General features: G+C 64.8%; 16 protein-coding genes. 7 read left to right on the top strand and 9 right to left on the bottom strand.

What is annotated here, in order from left to right:
* Positions 1-23: 23 nt before the first annotated feature.
* Entirely contained in the window at positions 24-890 is an 867-nt protein-coding gene (locus AS25_RS02100; protein ID WP_035960853.1) for a formate/nitrite transporter family protein, read from the top strand.
* Between the two features lie 97 nt (positions 891-987).
* On the opposite strand, the gene AS25_RS15475 is transcribed toward AS25_RS02100, so the two are convergent.
* Together AS25_RS15475 and AS25_RS02105 are read right to left on the bottom strand one after the other, a co-directional pair.
* Entirely contained in the window at positions 988-2,283 is a 1,296-nt protein-coding gene (locus AS25_RS15475; RefSeq protein WP_084117954.1) for a DUF4232 domain-containing protein, read from the bottom strand.
* A gap of 121 nt (positions 2,284-2,404) precedes the next feature.
* Positions 2,405-4,324, bottom strand: coding sequence for a penicillin-binding transpeptidase domain-containing protein (locus AS25_RS02105; RefSeq protein WP_084117955.1), 1,920 nt, complete (start codon positions 4,322-4,324; stop codon positions 2,405-2,407).
* Positions 4,325-4,418: 94 nt separating this feature from the next.
* On the opposite strand from AS25_RS02105, the gene AS25_RS14060 reads away from it, so the two are divergent.
* From AS25_RS14060 to AS25_RS02115, 3 genes are all read left to right on the top strand, one after another.
* A complete protein-coding gene (locus AS25_RS14060) occupies positions 4,419-5,303 on the top strand; it encodes a LysR family transcriptional regulator (RefSeq protein ID WP_084117956.1) in 885 nt (294 codons plus the stop codon).
* Complete coding sequence (locus AS25_RS02110; protein ID WP_144932009.1) at positions 5,300-6,214, top strand: serine hydrolase; 915 nt, start codon at positions 5,300-5,302, stop codon at positions 6,212-6,214. The genes AS25_RS14060 and AS25_RS02110 overlap by 4 nt, the downstream gene beginning before the upstream one ends.
* Before the next feature lie 249 nt (positions 6,215-6,463).
* Positions 6,464-8,461, top strand: a complete 1,998-nt coding sequence (locus AS25_RS02115) for a M13 family metallopeptidase (protein ID WP_035960983.1) — start codon at positions 6,464-6,466, stop codon at positions 8,459-8,461.
* 60 nt (positions 8,462-8,521) lie between these two features.
* Here the strand turns inward: AS25_RS02115 and AS25_RS14980 are convergent, their stop codons facing one another.
* On the bottom strand, positions 8,522-8,965 hold the full coding sequence (locus AS25_RS14980; RefSeq protein WP_035960854.1) for a DUF4190 domain-containing protein: 444 nt from the start codon (positions 8,963-8,965) through the stop codon (positions 8,522-8,524).
* Between the two features lie 181 nt (positions 8,966-9,146).
* Here AS25_RS14980 and AS25_RS02125 point away from each other — a divergent pair, with 181 nt between their 5' ends.
* Complete coding sequence (locus tag AS25_RS02125) at positions 9,147-9,539, top strand: YidH family protein (protein WP_035960856.1); 393 nt, start codon at positions 9,147-9,149, stop codon at positions 9,537-9,539.
* Between the two features lie 3 nt (positions 9,540-9,542).
* Positions 9,543-9,875, top strand: a complete 333-nt coding sequence (locus AS25_RS02130; protein ID WP_035960857.1) for a DUF202 domain-containing protein — start codon at positions 9,543-9,545, stop codon at positions 9,873-9,875.
* Here AS25_RS02130 and AS25_RS02135 read toward each other — a convergent pair.
* The 6 genes from AS25_RS02135 to AS25_RS02160 form a co-directional block, all read right to left on the bottom strand.
* Complete coding sequence (locus AS25_RS02135; RefSeq protein WP_144932003.1) at positions 9,872-11,299, bottom strand: amino acid permease; 1,428 nt, start codon at positions 11,297-11,299, stop codon at positions 9,872-9,874. The two genes, AS25_RS02130 and AS25_RS02135, sit on opposite strands and share 4 nt — an antisense overlap.
* A 265-nt stretch (positions 11,300-11,564) precedes the next feature.
* Positions 11,565-12,308 carry an anti-sigma factor gene (locus tag AS25_RS14065; RefSeq protein ID WP_084117957.1) on the bottom strand — a complete coding sequence of 248 codons (744 nt, stop codon included), beginning with the start codon at positions 12,306-12,308 and terminating at the stop codon, positions 11,565-11,567.
* On the bottom strand, positions 12,298-12,843 hold the full coding sequence (locus AS25_RS02145) for an RNA polymerase sigma factor (RefSeq protein ID WP_253270436.1): 546 nt from the start codon (positions 12,841-12,843) through the stop codon (positions 12,298-12,300). The genes AS25_RS14065 and AS25_RS02145 overlap by 11 nt, the downstream gene beginning before the upstream one ends.
* Complete coding sequence (locus AS25_RS02150) at positions 12,840-13,499, bottom strand: class F sortase (protein ID WP_052160632.1); 660 nt, start codon at positions 13,497-13,499, stop codon at positions 12,840-12,842. Before AS25_RS02150 ends, AS25_RS02145 begins: the two co-directional genes overlap by 4 nt.
* Before the next feature lie 52 nt (positions 13,500-13,551).
* The gene (locus AS25_RS02155; RefSeq protein ID WP_035960860.1) at positions 13,552-14,385 is read right to left on the bottom strand and encodes a DUF4397 domain-containing protein; all 834 of its coding nucleotides are present in this window, start codon (positions 14,383-14,385) and stop codon (positions 13,552-13,554) included.
* Positions 14,386-14,520: 135 nt separating this feature from the next.
* Positions 14,521-15,807, bottom strand: a complete 1,287-nt coding sequence (locus AS25_RS02160) for an adenylosuccinate synthase (protein ID WP_035960861.1) — start codon at positions 15,805-15,807, stop codon at positions 14,521-14,523.
* Between the two features lie 283 nt (positions 15,808-16,090).
* On the opposite strand from AS25_RS02160, the gene AS25_RS02165 reads away from it, so the two are divergent.
* Positions 16,091-19,951, top strand: a complete 3,861-nt coding sequence (locus AS25_RS02165; protein ID WP_035960863.1) for a S8 family serine peptidase — start codon at positions 16,091-16,093, stop codon at positions 19,949-19,951.
* Positions 19,952-20,027 lie beyond the last annotated feature (76 nt).

Below are 20,027 nucleotides of genomic sequence, written 5' to 3' on the forward strand. Positions count from 1 at the left end.
CCGCGTGGCCTACGCTGAGGCCCATGCCCACAGCGCGTGACAGCGAGTCCAAACGGCGTTCCTCCGGACGCACCGATCAGCCCCTCGAGGACGAACTGGTCGAGGAGTTCCAGAACACCGTCCAGGAAGGCACGGATCGGCTGCACCGCACGTGGCGGGCGTTGATCATCACCGGCCTTTTCGGCGGGATCGACGTGGGCCTGGGCATCATGGCCATGCTCGCGGTCATGGATGTCACCGACTCCAAACTGCTGGCGGGCATCGCGTTCGGCGTGGGGCTGCTCGCGTTGCGCCTGGCCCATTCCGAGTTGTTCACCGAGGACTTCCTGCTCCCCATCAATGCGGTGGTCGCGGGTCACGGGACGTGGTGGTCACTCGTGCGGCTGTGGGGTGTGACCCTGCTGGCCAACCTCGTGGGTGGTTGGGTGTTCATGTGGGTGGTCGTGGCGGCGTTCCCCGACTTCACGGACTCCCTGGTGGAGGTCGCCTCGGGGTACGTCGCGGACGGGATCGGGCTGGAGACCGTGTGCCTGGCCCTGCTGGCCGGTTCCACCATCACCCTCATGACCCGCATGCAGCAGGGTACGAACAACGACATGATGACCGCGGTGATCTCCCTGATCGGCGGTCTGTTGGTCGTGGGCCTGGGCATGCTCCACGGGGCGCTGAACTCCATCGTGATCTTCGGGGCCATGCACGCCGGTTGGGACTACTCCTACCTGGACTGGTTCGTGTGGTTCGCGTGGGTCATCCCGCTGAACATGATCGGCGGCCTGGTGATCATCTCCATCCCCCGCCTCATCCGCACGTGGGAACTGCTCATGGCCGAGCGCCGTGGCGAGAGGATCTCGGACGCGTCGTCCGAGGAGGAAGAGGAAGACCGACCGTGACAAATGCTCCTCGTCGACACATGTTCGGTTTCCCGTGAAGGGTTTACCCGTTTGATCAACAATCCTCTGATCGTCCTCTCGATCGCGGCTGGAAGGGTTACCCCGTCACCGAGAACTGGGTAGCCCCCGCAGGAATGGACGCCTTCGCCTGCCTTACGGGGATCCTGCCTGTACGCCCAGCAAAATCGACCATTAGTTCCTCTAGTGCAGGCCCTTCCGCTTCGGTGTTCCAGCCAATGAGTATCCGGATCTCACCCCCGACAGGCACAAACGTTTCTCGTATTCCCAGGGAGAATAGGTGCCGAGAAGGGTTCACGCTGGCCATAGTCACCCGATTCACCCGACACGGGAGGTAGCTCGGATTGTTGATCCGCAGGACAGCTTTCCAGGCGGTTTCGGAATCCACATTCGATCCGCTTTCGGATGGTTCCAACACTGCGGTTACTCTTCCGGCATCACATGTGGGCGCCACAGTTGTCACGGTGCCCTCATCACCGCGAGAAGCAGACCAGAGCGGGGCGCTCCAAGTGGATACAGTCATGTCACCTGCGCTTAATCGAAATGGCCCTCCCGTGGCGCCGTATCCGAACTGCACGAAGATCGGGTCGGAGCGGCCGAGGGTTGCTTCGAGGAATTGGTGGGGGTCGTCCACCGTGGCCGTAGGCCTCCATCGCAGCCTGGCTTGCGTCGACTGCCCCGGGAGCAGCCGGGTCACCTGAGACCCGCCGCCAGGGGACACGACCCGGGGGTGCCCCCCAGCATGGATCCTCAACCCAGGGGTTCCAATGATGTCGCAAGAGAGATCACCGGTATTGCGCGCCGAAAGCCGAGCTTCGTCATGTGGGCCCATCGACGTGAACTGGTCCACCACCATTTCGACCTGACTCGCCTCACATGCGTGGCTGAGATCGGCGGACCCAGAAGGAGCCCAAGGCACCTCGGCAACGGGGTCACCCTGCGGCAAAGCGTCTATTGGGGGTGCTTCTGCCATGTCCCGAGGACACTTGACAAGAACGGGTGCGAAGTGGGCATTCTCAATGCGGACGATCGCGCACGCATGCACCCAGCGGTCCTCCGGGCCCAAAGGCTCAGCTCCGCCCATGAACCCCCACATAGCCACGGTCGGTTCGTCGTGGCTCAGCACCTGGTATGCGAACGCACCCGAATGCGCGAGGTCGGCGGCCATTCGCGGCATAGGGGCGTCCAGAGCCGCAGCAAGGCTGACCGTTGAGCTCAGGTCACGGCCGGCGAGCTCTCGCTCCCATTGCGCCACCAGGGGATCAAAATCCCGCAGGTCACGGGAAGACGAGAAATCGGAGCAACCACTCACGGTGAACAGAACCGCACAGGCTACCGAGCAGATTCCAGCCATCAGTCGCACGTGAAGTCTCATGTCTTCCCGGCCCTGTTTCCTGCCAGCGCCCCTGGCCGGGATTCAGTAGGACTCAGTGAAACGTACCTTCGATCGTCCAGGGGCTGGATCTGCGCACCGGATCTGGGTTTATACACGCAGATCACTGAGCGGCCTCGAGAACATGACGCATGATGGGCGTGCCCGTGATGGACCCAAGGTTACCGTCCTCGACGAAGACGGCGGCTGCAAGGTCCTCGTGCCCTGCGATGACCCATGAGTGGGTCCGCGGTGGATTTTCGTTCCCGTACTCGGCCGTTCCCGTTTTTCCGATGGCAGTGTCCGGGATGAGCGACCCCAGATCTTTGAGATGACCCGTGGCAACGACCTCGCGCATGAGAATTCTCACGTTTTGCGCTTCGTCATCCGTCAGGGGCTTGGCCGGGGCTTTCGCCGCCTCGGGCCCAGCAGCCGTAAGCGTGGGATCGACAACGTGGCCTGCTTGAATGCTGGCCTGGACCCGGGCCATTCCGAGGGGGGAGACGAGAGTTCTTCCCTGCCCGAACATGGCCGCAACGTGTTCACCTGCCGGTTCGTCCCCCGGGACATGCCCTGGAAACGCTGGGACACCGGGCTCCATAGGAACGCCAATCCCCAGGGCCTGCGCAGCCTCGGCAAGGGACTGTTGATCGATGCGTTCATACTGGGCAGCGAAGACCGTATTGCATGAATGAGCGACGGCGTGACGCAACGGAACTTTACCTTCGAATTCCTTTGGGTACCCGGAAAAGTTCGCCACGCTGGTCCCAACCGCCGTGAACGTGTGAGGGCAATCGACGACAGTGTCCGGGGTATCGCCAGCACGCAACATAGCCAGGGAGGTCACAACTTTGAATGTGGATCCAGGAGCATACTGCCCGAGTGTGGCTGTCGGGTATCCCTTGGATCCCGTCCCATTGGCAACCGCGAGCACAGCACCATCGGAGGGCCGCAGCATTACCACCGATGACGGCGATTTCACGCCATTCAAAGCTTCCTGCGCAGCCTCCTGCAACCGCACGTCGAGGGTGGTTCGCAGCTCCGCGCCAGGCACCGGGGCGTGCGCCACTAGCTGGTGAATTCGACGAATGTCCACGCTGCCATCGGAGTGCAAACCAACCCGATCCACAACCACGCCCGGCTCGCCGCGTAAGGTGTCATCGAACTGCTCTTGGAGACCTCCACGGCCAATCTGGGCTCCTTGCATCAACTCGCCGTCGGACTTCTCCAGATCCTCGGCTGTAGCCTCTACGACCGTTCCGAGGATTTCGGCGGCGAAGCCCTTGGTACGAGCCAGGACACGGGTATCGTCCTTCACCAGAAGCCCGGGAATGTTTTGCATCTTCTCTGCATCCAACATCCGGAAGTCCGTCTCGCGCAGGGCGATTGCCTCGACCCATACCTTGTCTCCTGCCGCTGTGATCTCCTTCAGTAAAGGCTCGGAGTCAATGTCCACCGCCTCGGCCAATGCTTTGGCAGAACGCACACGTTGTTCCGGCTGCAAGGCACCCATATCAAGGCCGACGCGGTGGATGGGTTGTTCCGAAGCCAGTGCCACGCCTTGGGCACCCGTTATGGCTCCACGCTGGGGCTGCACGGTGCGGATACGGAGTGCTTCGGTTTCGGAGAGGCCTGGCTCCACCATCGTGGGGGCCCAGGTCGGTTGCCACCCGTTGTCTGTTCGGCGCAATTCGACCGAGGTCGAATAGCTCCAGTCCTGGTCGGTCGCTGGCAAGTCCCATGACCACGCGAGCTCGCCTCTAGCGACGTCGTCCTCAGCCTCGACCTCGGTGGCCCGCACCTGGGGTTCAATACCGCCGGTCATTGCATACGCCTTCTCGAGAGCGGCTTGGATTTCCGGCCCTGCGCCATTGGAAAAGCCGATTTGAGATACATCGGCTCTACTCAGCCCCGCAGCCAGGCCGGAGATCACATCCTGCGGGCGCTCTTCGACACTCGGCGAGCATCCGCTCAACAACAGGAGCGCGCACGCGCCCACCCCGAGCCATCGAGACGAATGAGGGCAATGTCGGTTCTCACGCATGACGTCCTCCCTTGATACGAACTTTGTCAGCGTAGAAGTCGACTCTTCGATACGTCCAAGACTTTTGAATCCCGCTTGACATACACTGGCGCCTATGAAGACTGACCGGCATGGCAATCTTTTGCGATGGGTCGAGTATTTTATCGTCGTTGCAGAGACCGGTCATGTGAGCCGTGCGGCCGAAATATTGGGCATCGCGCAACCTCCCCTCTCACAGACCATCAAGAAGCTGGAAGCGGCTGTGGGAACGGAGTTGTTCATTCGGCATGCCCGTGGGGTTTCTTTGAGCCCCGCAGGGCGGGCCTTCCTACCAAGAGCGCAGAGTCTCTTAGATGCTCAGCAGCTAGTGATGACGCTTCACCAGGACCTCGAACAGGCGCAGCACCGCGTAAACGTGCTCTTGCCCCGGACCCTGCCACCGAGCTGGGTCAGCGCCGCACTCTTGTCGCCCCCTCCAGATTTCCCACCCGCGGAGTGGGCCGGAGCCGCCTCGACCGACATCGTTCGTGCCGTACGTGAGAATCCAGCAACAGTGGGAATCGTGACTGCGCCGATCATCACAGATGAGTTGGAGGCGTGGCCTGTGGTGGCTGTCCCGCAGTCACTGGCCCCTGGGCTGGCGATGCACGAAACTCTGAACAAAGCCGGATTACGTCGTGCCGTCGGCGCCGTACTCCTGGCTCCGCCTCGCGCAGATGGGCCTGCAGCCTTCGATGTCCTGTCTGCAGAACTGGAATCAGCGGGGATCGTGACCCAGTTGCGGGAAGTGGCGGACCCATTGCGAATTGCCGCAGAAATCACCTGCGCCGCGGCAACCGTACTCGTCCCCTCCGGAACCCCCAATCTGCCCGCTTCCCCCCTCGCGAGCGGGCTTTTACCTCTGAGGTTGCGAGTACTCCATCATCCCGATGCCGCGTCCAGCGCAATCCATGTGGCGACGATGCTCCACGAGTGCCTGGCACGGACGGGCAGACCATGACAGGTGAACTGTGGAACCGGTTATCCGCCGAGGCCGCCCTGAAGGAACTTCACGACGACGTCGCGACAATGCTGCATGCTGCGGACATGACCGGGGCGGTGTCAGTACGGGTCATCGGTTCTGATCGGCTACCTTCCTTCAATTACCGGGCTGGGGTCAGGTTTCCAATGGCCTCCCTGTACAAGCTCGTTGTCATGGCGGCCTTCTGTCAGGCTGTGGACGATGGCCTCATCGACCCGGCTGCACCGGTCGAACTGGTGCCTGAGACCCGCGTTCCCGGGCCCACGGGGTTGTCGATATGCCTGGACCCCGTGTGCATGTCGTGGCGAGACCTGGTCCGATTGATGATGACCATCTCGGACAATACGGCTGGAAACGCGGTGCTATGCGCCGTGGGTCGCGATCGTGTGGCACACACTCTGAGACGTCTCGGGCTGCTGCAAACCGATATCCGGCCCTACCTACCCGCAACCGATCTGCACACGGCCGAGGTTGGCCGTGACGCCGAAAATCTGGATCCCTACCTTCTGCCCGATCCCCGGGAATACGACCCCCTGCTGGTATCGAGTACCACGACCTCCGATCTCGTAGATCTCCTTTCGTTCATCTGGGAGGACCACGCAGCCACTCCCTCCCAGTGCTCGTTCATGCGGCATGTACTGGGACAACAAGCATGGGGACACCGTTTCGCTGAAGTCTTCACGTACCCGGGTGTCCAGATCGCAGCCAAGACTGGGTCTTTGGCGGCGCTCAGCCATGAGGCTGGGGTCATTTCCCACCCCGACGAACCGCCTATCGCCGTCGCGGTCCTGACACAATCGGCCCGCAGGGAGCGGACCATTCCTCTGTCCAACACGGTGGTGGGGCAAATCGCTCGCCACTGCGTTCGTAGTTACCGCCAGTTCCTGTAGATACTCACGGATAGCGCCCATTTAGGTCATCATTGCGATACGGCGTACCGGGGGCTGCCAATCCGGCCGGTGCATCTGAGTCCCAAAAAGGCCGGTGGTGGCGGGTTCGGATGGCATTTCCGGGCCTCAGATGTTCTGCACATGACTGATCGCCCGCCCCCACGGGTACGACGTCGCCCGGTTCCGCCCTGCGGGAACAGCCCGGGCCCCGGTGTGACCCACCCCACCGCCGCTCAGTACCGTGGGGCCATGACTTCTTCCGTCTTCGACCTCGACGCCTTCGACCGCTCGGTCCGCCCCCAGGACGACCTCTTCCGCCACGTGAACGGTTCGTGGCTGGAAGAGGCCCGGATCCCGGACGACAAGGCCAGCACCGGGGCGTTCATCGAGTTGCGGGACCAGGCCGAGCAGGCGGTGCGCGAGATCATCACGGGCGCGAGCGCGGACGGCGACGCAGCGGCGTCGGACCCGGCGGAACAGAGTGCGGAGACCAAGATCGCGCTGCTGTACGCGTCCTTCATGGACACGGACCGGATCGAGGAGCTCGGTACCGAGCCGCTGCGCGAGGACCTCGAAGCCGTGGCCGCGATCGACTCCACGCGGGCGCTGTCCCGGTGGTTCGGCACGGCCATGCGCCGGGGGATCGGTGCGGCACTGGACATCGACCTGGACTCGGATCCCGGGGACCCGCAGCGCAACCTCGTGTTCGTGGGTCAGTCCGGGTTGGGGCTGCCGGACGAGGAGTACTACCGCGAGGACCAGTACACCGAGATCCGCGAGAAGTACGTGGCGCACGTCCAGAGGATGCTCGAGCTGGCCGGGTTCGAGGACGCCGCGGCGCAAGCGCAGGCGGTCATGGACCTGGAGACGCGCATCGCCGCGCAGCACTGGGACAAGGTCACGGTGCGGGACCTCACCAAGATGTACAACCCCATGGACTTCGCCGAGCTCACGGGGCAGGTGTCCCGCCTGGACTGGGACGCCGTGCTCGAGGGTGTGGGGCTCACCCCGGAGCACCTGAGCACCGTGATCAACGCCCAGCCCAGCTTTTTCACGGGCCTGGACGAGCTGCTCACCGACGACCTGCTGGACGCGTGGAAGTCGTGGGCCCGCTGGCACGTGGTCTCCGCCCGCGCCGCGTACCTGCCCCAGGCGTTCGTGGACCAGAACTTCTCCTTCTACGGGACGGTGCTCTCCGGGACGCCGCAGTTGCGCGAACGGTGGAAGCGCGGCGTCGGCCTGGTCAACGGCGCGCTGGGCGAGGCCGTGGGTGAACTGTACGTCGCGGAGAACTTCCCGCCGTCCGCCAAGGCGCGCATGGACGAACTCGTGGCGAACCTGCTGGAGGCGTACCGCGACTCGATCGAGCACCTGGACTGGATGACCGAGGACACCCGCGCGGAGGCGCTCAAGAAGCTCTCCGGGTTCACCCCCAAGATCGGCTACCCGGAGAAATGGAAGGACTACTCGGGCCTGCTCGTGCGCGGGGACGACCTCGTGGGCAACGTGGTGCGCACCGCCCAGTTCGGGGTGGCCGAGCTCGCGCGCAAGGCCGGCAAGCCGGTGGAGAAGCACGAGTGGCTCATGACCCCGCAGACGGTCAACGCGTACTACCACCCGCTGCGCAACGAGATCGTGTTCCCCGCGGCCATCCTGCAGCCCCCGTTCTTCAACGAGGACGCGGACGACGCCGTGAACTACGGGGCCATCGGCTCGGTGATCGGTCACGAGATCGGACATGGTTTCGACGACAAGGGTTCCACGTGCGACGGCGAGGGCAAGCTGCGCAACTGGTGGACGGACGAGGACCGCACGGCGTTCGAGCAGCGCACGGCCCGTCTCGTGGGCCAGTACGCGGCGCTGTCCCCCGCGCAGTTCGCGGACGACGACGCCGCTCCGCACGTCAACGGCGAACTCACCCTGGGTGAGAACATCGGTGATCTGGGCGGGCTGTCCATCGCCTACAAGGCATGGAGGACCGCGCAGGAGAAGAAAGACCAACCGGACGCCGAGAGCATCGACGGGTACACCCCCGCGCAGCGGCTGTTCGTCTCCTGGGCCTACGTGTGGCAGGAGAAGTCACGGGACGAGGCGCTGAAGACGCGCATCGCCACGGACCCGCACTCCCCTGCCGAGTTCCGTGCCGCCCAGACCCCGCGCAACGTGGATGCGTTCTACGAGGCGTTCGACGTCCAGGACTCGGACGGCATGTGGTTGCCGGAGGAGGAACGCGTGGCCATCTGGTAGCGCGTCCCCCGTATGCGGACAGGAGTCCCGCCGGTCGGACCGGCGGGGCTCCTGCGCGTCTCAGACGCTCGAACGGGATTGCTGCATGAACTCGTTCATCGCGAATCCCCAGATCGCGAAGAAGAACACGAACCACAGCACCATCAGGATCAGCAGCACCAGACCGACCCAACCCAGGACCTTGCCCGCGGTCGCCCTGCCGCCGAGTTTCTCCGCCTTCGTGGCCTGCCACAGGGCGAACGGCGCGAGGATCGGCAGGACGGTGACCCCCAGGATGCCCAGCACGAGTGAGGTCTCCGAGCTGGAGGCCGCTTGCTGTTGGCGCTGCGCGTCCTCCGGGCCGGCGGGGACGTAGTGCCACTGTCCCTCGGGCTGCGCGTAGGGACGGTGGGTATCGGCCGGCACGGACAGGGGCTGCGCATCGCGGTGGTACTCGGTCCCCGGGTATCGGGATGCTTCGTCGCGGGGCGAGGTGCCACTGCCCGGGTGGTTGCTCGTGCTCATGACCTGTTCTCCCTACGCCGGTGGTCTGCGAGTGCGACCATCTTCTCGTGCACGGCACGAGCGGACAAGGGTGCGATCCCTGCCCACGACACCGCTTCCCGTCCCACAGCGCATACCATCACCTCAGGACCCTGCTTCCCCGCCGAGAGGCGTGTACGGAGAGCCCAGCCGAAGGAGAACCGTGAGCCACCCCGAAGACCCGGCCGAGCGGCGTCGTGGATCGATCAGCCACCGTGTCCTGCGCGGCGGGACGGAACCGGACCCCCGTTTCACCCTGGCCAACGAGCGAACGTTCCTCGCGTGGATCCGCACCTCCCTGGCGTTCCTGGCCGGCGGCATTGCCATCGAAGCGTTCACCGGTGACATCTTCGACCTGGCCATCCGGAAATTCCTGGCCACGGTGCTGTTGCTCCTGGGCATGGTGTTGAGCGCGGGCGCGGCCTTCCGCTGGCTCGGGGTGGAACGGTCCATGCGTCACAAGGCACCCTTGCCGCTTCCGATCATTGCGCCACTGGTGGCCGTGGGCGGGGCCATTGCCTCCGGCGTGCTCGTGGTTGTCGTTCTGACCCGCTGAGCCATGGCACGCCCCGCGGAACGCTTCCACGAGGACCCGGGGCTACAGCCCGAACGCACGGTGCTGTCCTGGGGGCGCACCATGCTGGCCCTGTGTACCGCGGCTGCTATTTTCCTGCGGTGGCTGCCCACGCACGGCCCATTCGTGCTGGCCCTGTTCGGCCTGGCCGCATGTACCGCCATCGGCATTTACATGACTCAGCGCGCACGATACCGGCGCGGCTCCGTGGGAATCAGCAACGAACACGTGGCACCGGACGCGGCGTCCGTGGTGGTCACGTCCACCGCGGTGGTGGCCCTGGGTGTCCTGGGCCTGATCACCGTGGTGGTGTTCTAGACCAGGTCACCACTGCGATCTACGATCTGCGGATTCCGGGAGAGGTCAGCCTGAGCCGGATCCACGGCGTGGGACTTGGTCGCAAACTTGTGACCGAACCAGAACACCAGGAACAGCGGCAAGCCAATGTACGAGGTGAGCAAGGACAGCGGTGTGACGGTGTCATTGATGAACGCCTCGTAGCTCTGACCCACAATCACCAACAAGCACATGGCCAGCGCAATGATCGGCCCCGCGGGGAAGAACTTGGCGCGGAACGGCAATTCCTCGACCGAGCGGCCTTGCGCCTTGAACGCCTGACGGAACTTGTAGTGCGTCCAGGCGATGCCGGCCCACACGATGAACCCGGCCAGCGCGGAGGCGTTGATCAACCAGGTGTACACGGCGCCGTCGCCGAACCAGGTGGTGCCGAAGGCCAACAGGCCGAAGGCAGAGGTGGCCACCAGTGCGCGCATGGGGATGCCTCGGTTGTTGAGCTTGCGCAGGAACTTGGGTGCCTTGCCGTCCATGGCCAGCGACCACAACATACGCGTGGAGGCATACAGACCGGAGTTGCCGGCGGACAGGATCGCCGTGAGGATCACCGCGTTCATGATCGAGGAGGCGAAGGCCACACCGGCGTTCTCGAGCACCAGGGTGAAGGGTGAGATCGCGATGTCCTCGATATCCGAGGCGAGCAGGTTCGGGTGCGTGTAGGGCAGCAGGAATCCGATCACGGCAATGGCACCCACGTAGAACAGCAGGATACGCAAGAACACGGTGCGGATGGCCTTGGGAACCGTGCGCTCCGGGTCCTTGGCCTCACCGGCGGCGACACCCACCAGTTCGGTGCCCTGGAACGAGAAACCCGCAACCATGAAGATGGCCAGAATGGTGATGGGCCCGCCGACGAACGGCGCCTCGCCCGTGGTCCAGTTGCCGAAACCGGACGGTTCACCGCCCATGATCCCGGAGATCATCAGAACGCCCAGCCCCAAGAACACGACCACGGCGGCCACCTTGATGGCGGCCAACCAGAACTCTCCCTCACCGTAGGCGCGCGTGGACAACGCATTCAGCCCAAAAACCGTCAGCAGGAACAACGCGGACCAGATCCACGACGGAACGTCCGGGAACCAATAGCGCATCACCAGGGCTGCGGCCACGAGTTCCGCGGCCAGGGTGATTGCCCAGTTGAACCAGTAGTTCCACCCGATGGCAAAGCCGAAGGACGGCGAGACGTAGTTCGCGGCGTGATCGCCGAACGAACCGGCCGTGGGTCGCCATGCAGACATCTCTCCCAGGGACTGCATCAGCAGGTACACCATTAGGCCGATCGCGATGTAAGCGACCAATGCGCCACCGGGCCCAGCGGTGGCAATCGAGTTACCGGAGGCCACGAATAGGCCTGTACCAATCGCGCCACCCATGGCGATCATTGTCATGTGCCGAGTTTGCAAGCTGCGGCGCAACCCCTGACCCTCGGTGTGAACGCTCTCAGCCGGAGCGGTTTTGTTATACACGGACGTGCCTCTCTTTTGGCGCTACACGTTCCGGGGGTGGCTCCACAGGGGGGATTGGAGCTGAACGAGAATGACAATTGGCGATCTTACCGGACCCGATCCATTAACAGGTGATCGGCCTCAATGCAACGACGTCGCCCCAGGTCCTGCGGAGACGTCGGCACGACTCGTTGCACCCCCGGCAGACCTAGGCGCCCTTGGACTCCATGGTGCCGGCCAGGAGCGTCTCGCTGCTGTGGGTGGGGTCGCCGTCGAAATGTTCGTGAGAAACATCGACAACGGGAAACTCGTCAAGGTCGAGCCCCTCCGGCACGTCCACCGTGGTGGACCGCGAGGTCACAGCCCCCAAGGACACCAACCGTGTTGCGTTCTCATCACGTAGCCACACTTCCAAATAGCCGTCGTCGGCCAGCTCGGAAACGTCCACGTTAAGTGTGAGGTTCCCCTCCTGATCCCGTTCCATCACGGCCTCCCCGTGCAGGGTGGTCCCGCCTATGGGTTCCAAATCGGCGGTCCCCACGGTCACCAGGCTGGAGGTCGGAGCTTGGTCCGGGGTGTCGCGGAGGTTGCTGGTTGCCGTCACGGCAGCGCCACCCAGTAACGTTCCAACGGCCAAACCGGCCAGGGCGGCTCCCCAGGTAGCTTTCCGACGACGGGCCGCGTGTCTCCCGTTAGCCCGGGGTGCCGAGGCTCGTTCGGCGGTTGATTCCCGCATCGAATCTTCGACCCTGCTCCATAGCGAGTCCGGCGGCGCGAGGATCTCCACGGGTTCGGATAACAACCCCGTCACCCGCCTCAGATCCGCCACGCCGGCCCGGCATGGGGCGCACTCCGCCAGATGCTCCATGTCGCGGGGATCGGCCGTGGAACCTTCCACGGCGATTTCTGCCAGTTGCTGATCCGTGAGGTGATGTGAGCTGTCAGCCATCATGCACCTCCCACAGACGTCGCAACGTGGCCAGGCCCCGATAAATGTGTGACTTGACCGTTCCCAAGGGAATCCCGAGCTTTTCGGAGACGTCCCGCTGGGACATGTCCTGGATATAGACCATGGCCAGGATTCGGTCCTGCGGCGGTCCCAACTGGGTGAGCGAGTGATGCACCATGACACGTTGAATCACATCATCGGACAGCCCGTTCCCGGCTGCCGGTGTATTCGTTCCTGTCGCCTCCACCACCTTGCTTTGCTTGTCCTTCGCCGCGTAGAAGTCGGCAACGACCCTGCGTGTGATTCCCGTCAGCCACGCCCCCATGGCGCGTTGCGGATCATACGTGGCCCGAGACTTCCATGCTCGGGTGAACACCTGCTGCGTGCAATCTTCCGCATCATGATAGTTACCCAGGGCCTTGAGACACAGGGAGAAAATCAGCGTCGAGTGGGCCTCGTAGACGAACCGCAAGGACTCGGGCGCGCCCGCGACGAAGAGACGCGCTACATGCTGGTGATCCAGTGCTCTCTCCCTCACGTCGAAGGTTCGGCAATGACAATCACATTATCGGAATACGTGTTCGCTTCGGGCACCCACTCGCCACCGCAGGTCACCAGAACCAGACGGGGCGCTGCGTCCCGGGAAAAATAGGGCTCCAGGTTCAACACGTTCTTGTTCACATGTTCCACCGATATGACTCGATAGGTGTACTCATGACCGGCCCGGTCCGCCACCCTGATCTCGTCACCTGCACGCGAGTCACCGATTGCGTTCAAGGGCCCCACCGGGGTGGCCGGTGAACCGTTGTGCGCCGCAATGACAGTATGACCGACCGCATCCGCCGGAGCTTTTCCGTATCGATACCATCCCGCGGTCGCCGCGTCCCCGGGGATTTCCATTTGGCCGTCCTCGGTCACCCCCGTGGGAACCACGGGCATGTCGATTCCCAAGGACGGGTAGTTCAGGCTGACGGGAGGCACTTCCACAACGGCTCCGGGCGTGGCAGTCACGACCGGCACCTCATCCGAATGTGGGACGACCACGCGGGGCTGCGTGCTTGCGCCCGACTCGGATCCTGGGGTCTCGGCCACGCCGAGCACCGCGGCTCGGCCATCGATCGGCTCTTGTACCACGCCCTCTCCCACGCAGAACAGATACAAGAAAAGACCGGCTAACGGCAGGACCAGGAACATGCGGTGCCCGGCCCTGCCGAACCGGAGGGGACTGGATCCCCGATGGGCACCTCTAGACATTCGTCCGAGCCCGGCGGCGCTGGAGCATGAATGCCGCCCCCGCCCCCAGTGCCAGGACACCCGCCCCCAGTACGTACCAAACGCCCTGAGAATCGGCGGGCAACTGAGTGTCACCGGTGGGCACCCCGCCCGGAGCCGAATGCATCCCCTGCACGGTCTGGGTCGCCAGTGCCAGGTTGCCGTCCGCGGCCGAACCCCACGCGTAGACAATCGTGTTTGCACCTTCCATGACGGCTAGGTCCTGGGGCCCCAGGACCGGGTCGGTTTCACCGGCCAGGGACACCGCCGCTTGGACCTGGCCCGCAGGCACCTCCAGGCTCTCTTCATTGGGGTTGGTCAGGCTCTGCACCGCAACCTCGCCGTTGGCCCACACATCGACCGCCGGGGCGGCCGCGACATGGCGAACCGTCACGCGGCCCTGGCCGGCCTCCAGACCGGAGGTATCGTCCACGAACGCGGTTGCCGTGGGGGCGCCTTCAGCATCCAGGTGGGCCACCGCCGTATTCATGGTGCCCGCGCCCAAGGTGAGGTCCACGGGTCCGATGACGGGTGACGATGCGTCCTGCGCGTCGCTGGCGGTGATGACCACTTCGATGTCACCGGCGGGTAGCTCAAGGGGCCCCGCCAGTTGCCCCGGTGCAAAGTCGTCCAGAGTGAGCTCACCGTTGACATACACGTCCACCGGCGTATCAGGCACGGCATGCAGCACCGACAGTGACGCGGTGTTCGTCTCTTGCGCCGGGCTTTGCGCGAAAGCCGGCGCAGCACCCGCAACCAGGACCAGACTCATGGCCGCCGTCACGGCTGCCGGAAGTGATTTACGCATTGTGGGTTCCTTTCCCAAGCCCGGGGACCGGGCGTACCGAGCGTGGCGACGTGTTGTCGGTCACACTCGGTACTACTGGCCCCGCGGTGGAAAAGTTGCACCCGTCGGAAAATTGTGTGGAACAGTCCGGAAGGTCTAGTCGATCAGGTCCCGAACCACAATGGTGTCCTCGCGGTCGGGGCCCACGCCGATCGCGGAGATCCGGCAACCGGATATGCCCTCGAGCGCATTGATGTACGCGCGGGCGTTGGCCGGGAGGTCGTCCAAGCTGCGGGCACCGGTGATGTCCTCTTCCCAGCCCGGGAAGTTCTCGTAAATGGGCTCGGCATGGTGGAAGTCGGACTGGGTCATGGGCATTTCATCGAAACGCTGACCGTCCACGTCGTAGGCGACGCACACCGGGATCTCCTTGAGGCCGGTGAGAACGTCCAGCTTGGTGATGAACAGGTCCGTGAAGCCGTTGATGCGTGAGGCCTGGCGGGCCATAACGGCGTCGTACCAGCCGGTGCGGCGCGGACGGCCGGTGTTCACGCCGAACTCGCCGCCGGTCTTGCGCAGCTGCTCGCCCATCTCGTCGAAGAGCTCGGTGGGGAACGGACCGGCACCCACGCGCGTGGTGTACGCCTTCTGGATACCGATCACGCGGGTGATGCGCGTGGGGCCGATACCCGAACCGACGGACGCGCCGCCGGCGGTGGGGTTGGACGAGGTCACGAACGGGTAGGTGCCGTGGTCCACGTCCAGGAACGTGGCCTGGCCACCCTCCATGAGCACCACTTCCTCACGGTCGAGCGCTTCGTTGAGCAGGCGGGTGGAGTCCACGATCATGGGTTCCAGGCGGTCCGCGAAGCCCATGAAGTACTCCACGATCTCGTCCACCTCGAACGCGCGGCGGTTGTACAGCTTGACCAGCAGCTCGTTCTTCTGGCGCAGGGCGCCCTCAATCTTCTGCCGCAGAATTGACTCGTCCAGCACGTCCTGCACGCGGATGCCCAGGCGACCCACCTTGTCCATGTAGGTGGGCCCAATGCCGCGGCCTGTGGTGCCGATGGCCCGCTTGCCCAGGAACCGCTCGGTGACCTGGTCGAGGGTCTGGTGGTACGGGGCCACCAGGTGGGCGTTGGCGGATATGCGCAGGTGGGAGGTGTCCGCTCCGCGGGCTTCGAGGCCGTCGATCTCCTCGAACAGGGCCTGCGGGTTGATGACCACACCGTTGCCGATCACCGAGGTCGCGTTGGGGCTGAGGATGCCCGCGGGAAGGAGCTTGAGCTCGAACTTCTCACCGCCCACCACCACGGTGTGCCCGGCGTTGTTACCGCCGTTGGGTTTGACCACGTAGTCAACCCGGCCGCCCAGGAGATCCGTGGCCTTGCCCTTGCCCTCATCGCCCCACTGGGCTCCGACGATCACGATTGCTGGCATAGCTGGCTACTCCTGCCCGGGCTTGCACCCATTCGGCACGACAACGGTTGAGGAGTACGCGCGGGGCACGTACCAACCAATTCTAACGGTGACGCCCACCACCGCCGCCCTCGTCCGCCTACCCCGGTCACGGCGCGAATCCGGCGTCCGACACGCCACGGACATCGCGACTGGTGAGAGCACAGAATATTTTGATGAAACCTTTACTTTTCGGTAAGTCGCACGCAGGCTTGGGTGATTGTAATGCACCTCACGGCATCCCCCGAATGTCAAAGGACGAGACATGAACCACGAGACAAGGGCTGGTCGTGGCAGAGCCGCCAAGACCTGCCTCACGACCGCCCTGGGCCTGGCACTGGCCCTGGGCACGGCGCTGCCGGCGAGCGCCGTCGACATCACCCCGGCGCCCAAGACGGACGACCACAACACCCAGAACCCCGACCGGCTGATCGGCTCGGACCTCAAGGATGCCGAGGGCCAGGTGGCGGTCTTCGTGCAGCTGCAGGGGCCGAGCGCCTTTGAGGCCACGCAACCCGAGGGCGTGCGCTCCGGGAGCCAGGACCCGGTCCAGGCCGCCGCGCGCGTGCAGGCCATCCGCCAGTCGGTGGAGAGCATGGGTTCCACCCTGGCCTCCGCCTCCGGGTCCGACCTGCTGTACACCACGTCGAACGCCCTACGCGGTGTCGCCCTCAAGGGGGATGCCGCGCAGTTGCGTGAGTTGAGCAAGCGCTCCGACGTGGTCAAGATCTCCAAGATCGTCCCCGCCTACCGCAACAACGCGGGTTCGGTGCTGGACACCAACACCCTCAACGCCTGGACCCAGACCGGCCAGACCGGTAAGGGCGTCAAGGTCGCCATCATCGACTCGGGCATCGACTACACCCACGCGGACTTCGGTGGCCCGGGCACCGTCGACGCCTACAAGAAGGCCAAGGCCTCGAACGACCTGCCGGGCAAGGACTCGGGTCTGTACGACTCCAAGAAGTTCCTCGGCGGGTACGACCTCGCGGGCGACGCCTACGACGCCCAGATTCCCACGAGCGTGCCGAAGCCGGACAACAACCCGCTGGACTGCGAGGCCGGCGGCCACGGAACGCACGTGGCGGGCACCACCGCGGGTTACGGCGTGGGGGCGGACGGCAAGACCTACAAGGGTGATTTCACCAAGCTGACGCAGGAGCAGGTCGGCAAGATGCGGATTGGTCCGGGCACCGCACCCGAGGCGCAACTGATCGGGCTGCGCGTCTTCGGCTGCGAGGGTTCCACCAACCTGGTCCTCGACGCGCTGGATCGCTCCCTGGACCCCAACATGGACGGGGACTTCTCGGACAAGGCGGACATCATCAACATGTCCCTCGGGTCCGACTTCGGCCCGGCCGACGACCCGCAGAACGACCTGATCGACGCGCTGTCCCGCCAGGGCATCCTCTCGGTCATCGCCGCGGGCAACGCCGGGGACGTCCACGAGATCTCCGGTTCCCCGGGCAGCGCGCGTTCCGCGCTGACCGTGGCCAACTCGCAGGGCAGCACCGCCGCGCAGGACAAGGCCGAGGGCCTCTCCCCGGACAGCGCCAAGGGTGAACTGACCGGTTCCTACAGCGGCAGCTTCAACTACAGCGACGCCAAGCCCGAGCAGCTCCAGGGCGACGTCGTGGTCGGCCCGCAGGACAACCGCTTCGGTTGCGCGCCCTTCTCGCAGAACTTCGGCGGCAAGTGGGTCATGCTCGACTGGGAGGACAAGTCCGGTTTCCCGTGCGGCTCGAAGGTCCGCTTCGACAACGTCCAGGCCGCCGGCGGCAAGGGCGTGGTCCTGGAGTCCGACTACTCGGTGGATCCCACGAGCATCGCGGGCAACGCCGGTATCCCGGGTCTGCTCATGAGCAAGGAATCCGTCGCCAAGATCAAGCCGGCCGCCCAGGCCGGCGGGGCCCGGGTCAAGCTGGCCCCGGAGTGGATCGGTGCCGCCAGGGCAGAGACCGGCCAGAAGGACCAGGTCAACGATTCGACCTCCCGCGGCCAGCACGGCAGCAACGGGGTCATCAAGCCCGACGTCGCCGCACCCGGCACCAACATCGGTTCCGCCGGTGTGGCCGCGGGCAACGGCGTGTCGGTCAAGACCGGCACCTCCATGGCCACCCCGCACGTGGCCGGGATCGCCGCCCTGGTGCAGCAGAAGCACCAGAATTACAACCCCCAGAAGATCAAGGCCGCCATCATGAACTCGGCCGTGCACGACGTGCACGCCGCGAACGGGGCCACCTCCGCGGTGGACCGCGTGGGTTCGGGTCGTGTGGACGCGCTGCGCGCCGTGAACCAGGACGTGCTGGTCTACGACAAGGCCAATCCGGCCCTGATCTCCTCGACCTTCGGGGTCACCGAGATCAAGAACGGCAAGGAGATCTTCTCCCGTGAGCTGGTCGTGGACAACACCGGCGGCGCGGCGCACACCTACAAGGTGCGCTTCGACGCTTCCACCGACGTCCCGGGCGTGAGTTTCTCCACGCCGGGCTCGGTCAGTGTGGCCAAGGGCGGCAAGGCCACCGTCAAGGTGACCGCCACCGTGGATCGCGCGCAGCTGGCCAAGACCCACGACCCCTCCGAGGCCGTGACCCAGCTGGGCTTCGCCCGTCAGTTCCTGGCCTCCGAATCCGGCCGCCTGGTCTTGACGGAGAACGGCCAGGACCTGCGCGTCCCCATGTCGATCGCCCCGAAGCCTGCGGCCGACATGCGCGTGGACAACGCCACGCTGGACCGGTGGGACAAGAACGGCACGAGCGCCGTCGCCCTCGCCGGCACCGGCCTGGACCAGGGCGGCTGGAAGTCGGCCCTCGGTGCCTTCGAGCTGGGTGCCAAGTCGGGCCGCCTGGATCCCACCAAGCTGGCCGGCGGCAACTCCCAGTTCGCCGATCTGCAGTACGTGGGCGCTTCCTCGAACCTGCCGCAACTGAAGGCCGAGAAGAAGGACGCGAGCAAGGACGGCATGATCAACTTCGGTGTCTCCAGCTGGGGCAACGCGAGCACGATCAAGCCGGACGTCTCCACGGAGATCGCGATCGACACCACCGGCAACGGTCGCCCCGACTACATCGCGGCCCTGGGCCGGACGGATGGTCTGGACTACCCGGTGGTGAACCTGTACGGCTACGTCAACGGTGAGCTCAAGGTGATCGACAGCCAGCCGCTGAACGGTTCCTGGGGTGACGTGGACACCAACACGTTCGACACCAACGCCATGGTGATGCCGGTCAGCGCCGCGAAGCTGGGTATCGATCCCGCCAAGACCGACACCAAGCTGACCTACCAGGTGACCACCTTCTCCGGGAGCATCGACGGCCCCGTGGACCGCACGGGCGTGATCGAGTACAACCCGGTCACCCCGAAGATCTCCTTCCGCGGGGAACAGGTCAACACATCGCTGTTCACCGACCTGCCCGGTAAGAAGCTGACCGCGCATCGCGGTTCGGAGAGCGCCAAGGGCGAGGCCCTGTTCCTGCACCTGCACAACGCCACCGGGGACCTCTCCGGCATCCGCGCGGGTCAGGACGGCGCCAAGGCGGAGGTCAAGACCTTCCAGTCCGCCGCGAAGGCCCCCGAGACCCAGAATCCGATGTTCAAGGACGTTCCCAAGAACCACGTGTTCTACTCGGAGATCTCCTGGCTGGCCAACAAGGGCATCACCCGCGGTTGGCCGGACGGGACCTTCCGTCCTACTCAGGCCGTGAACCGTGACCAGATGGCCGCGTTCCTCTACCGGATGGCCGGTTCGCCGCAGTACACGCCTCCCACCAAGTCCCCCTTCAAGGACGTGCCCACCAGCCACGTCTTCTACAAGGAGATCGCGTGGATGAGCGAACAGGGCATCACCAAGGGGTGGCCGGACGGGACCTTCCGCCCGTACCAGCAGATCAACCGCGACCAGATGGCCGCGTTCTTCTACCGGATGGCGGGATCCCCGGCGTACACCGCTCCGAAGGCCTCCCCCTTCAAGGACGTGCCCACCAACCACGTCTTCTACAAGGAGATCGCCTGGATGAACGGGCAGAACATCGCCCGTGGTTGGTCGGACGGGACCTTCCGCCCCTACGAGCCCGTGCGGCGCGATCAGATGGCGGCGTTCCTCTTCCGCTACGACCAGCAGAAGTAGTCGCTCCCAGCGGGGTTCACCACATCGGTTGATCCTCCGCAACGGCGAGGGCCCCGTGGCACCCACAGTGTGGGTG

The organism is Kocuria marina, assembly GCF_000786655.1.
Taxonomy (GTDB): domain Bacteria; phylum Actinomycetota; class Actinomycetes; order Actinomycetales; family Micrococcaceae; genus Kocuria; species Kocuria marina_A.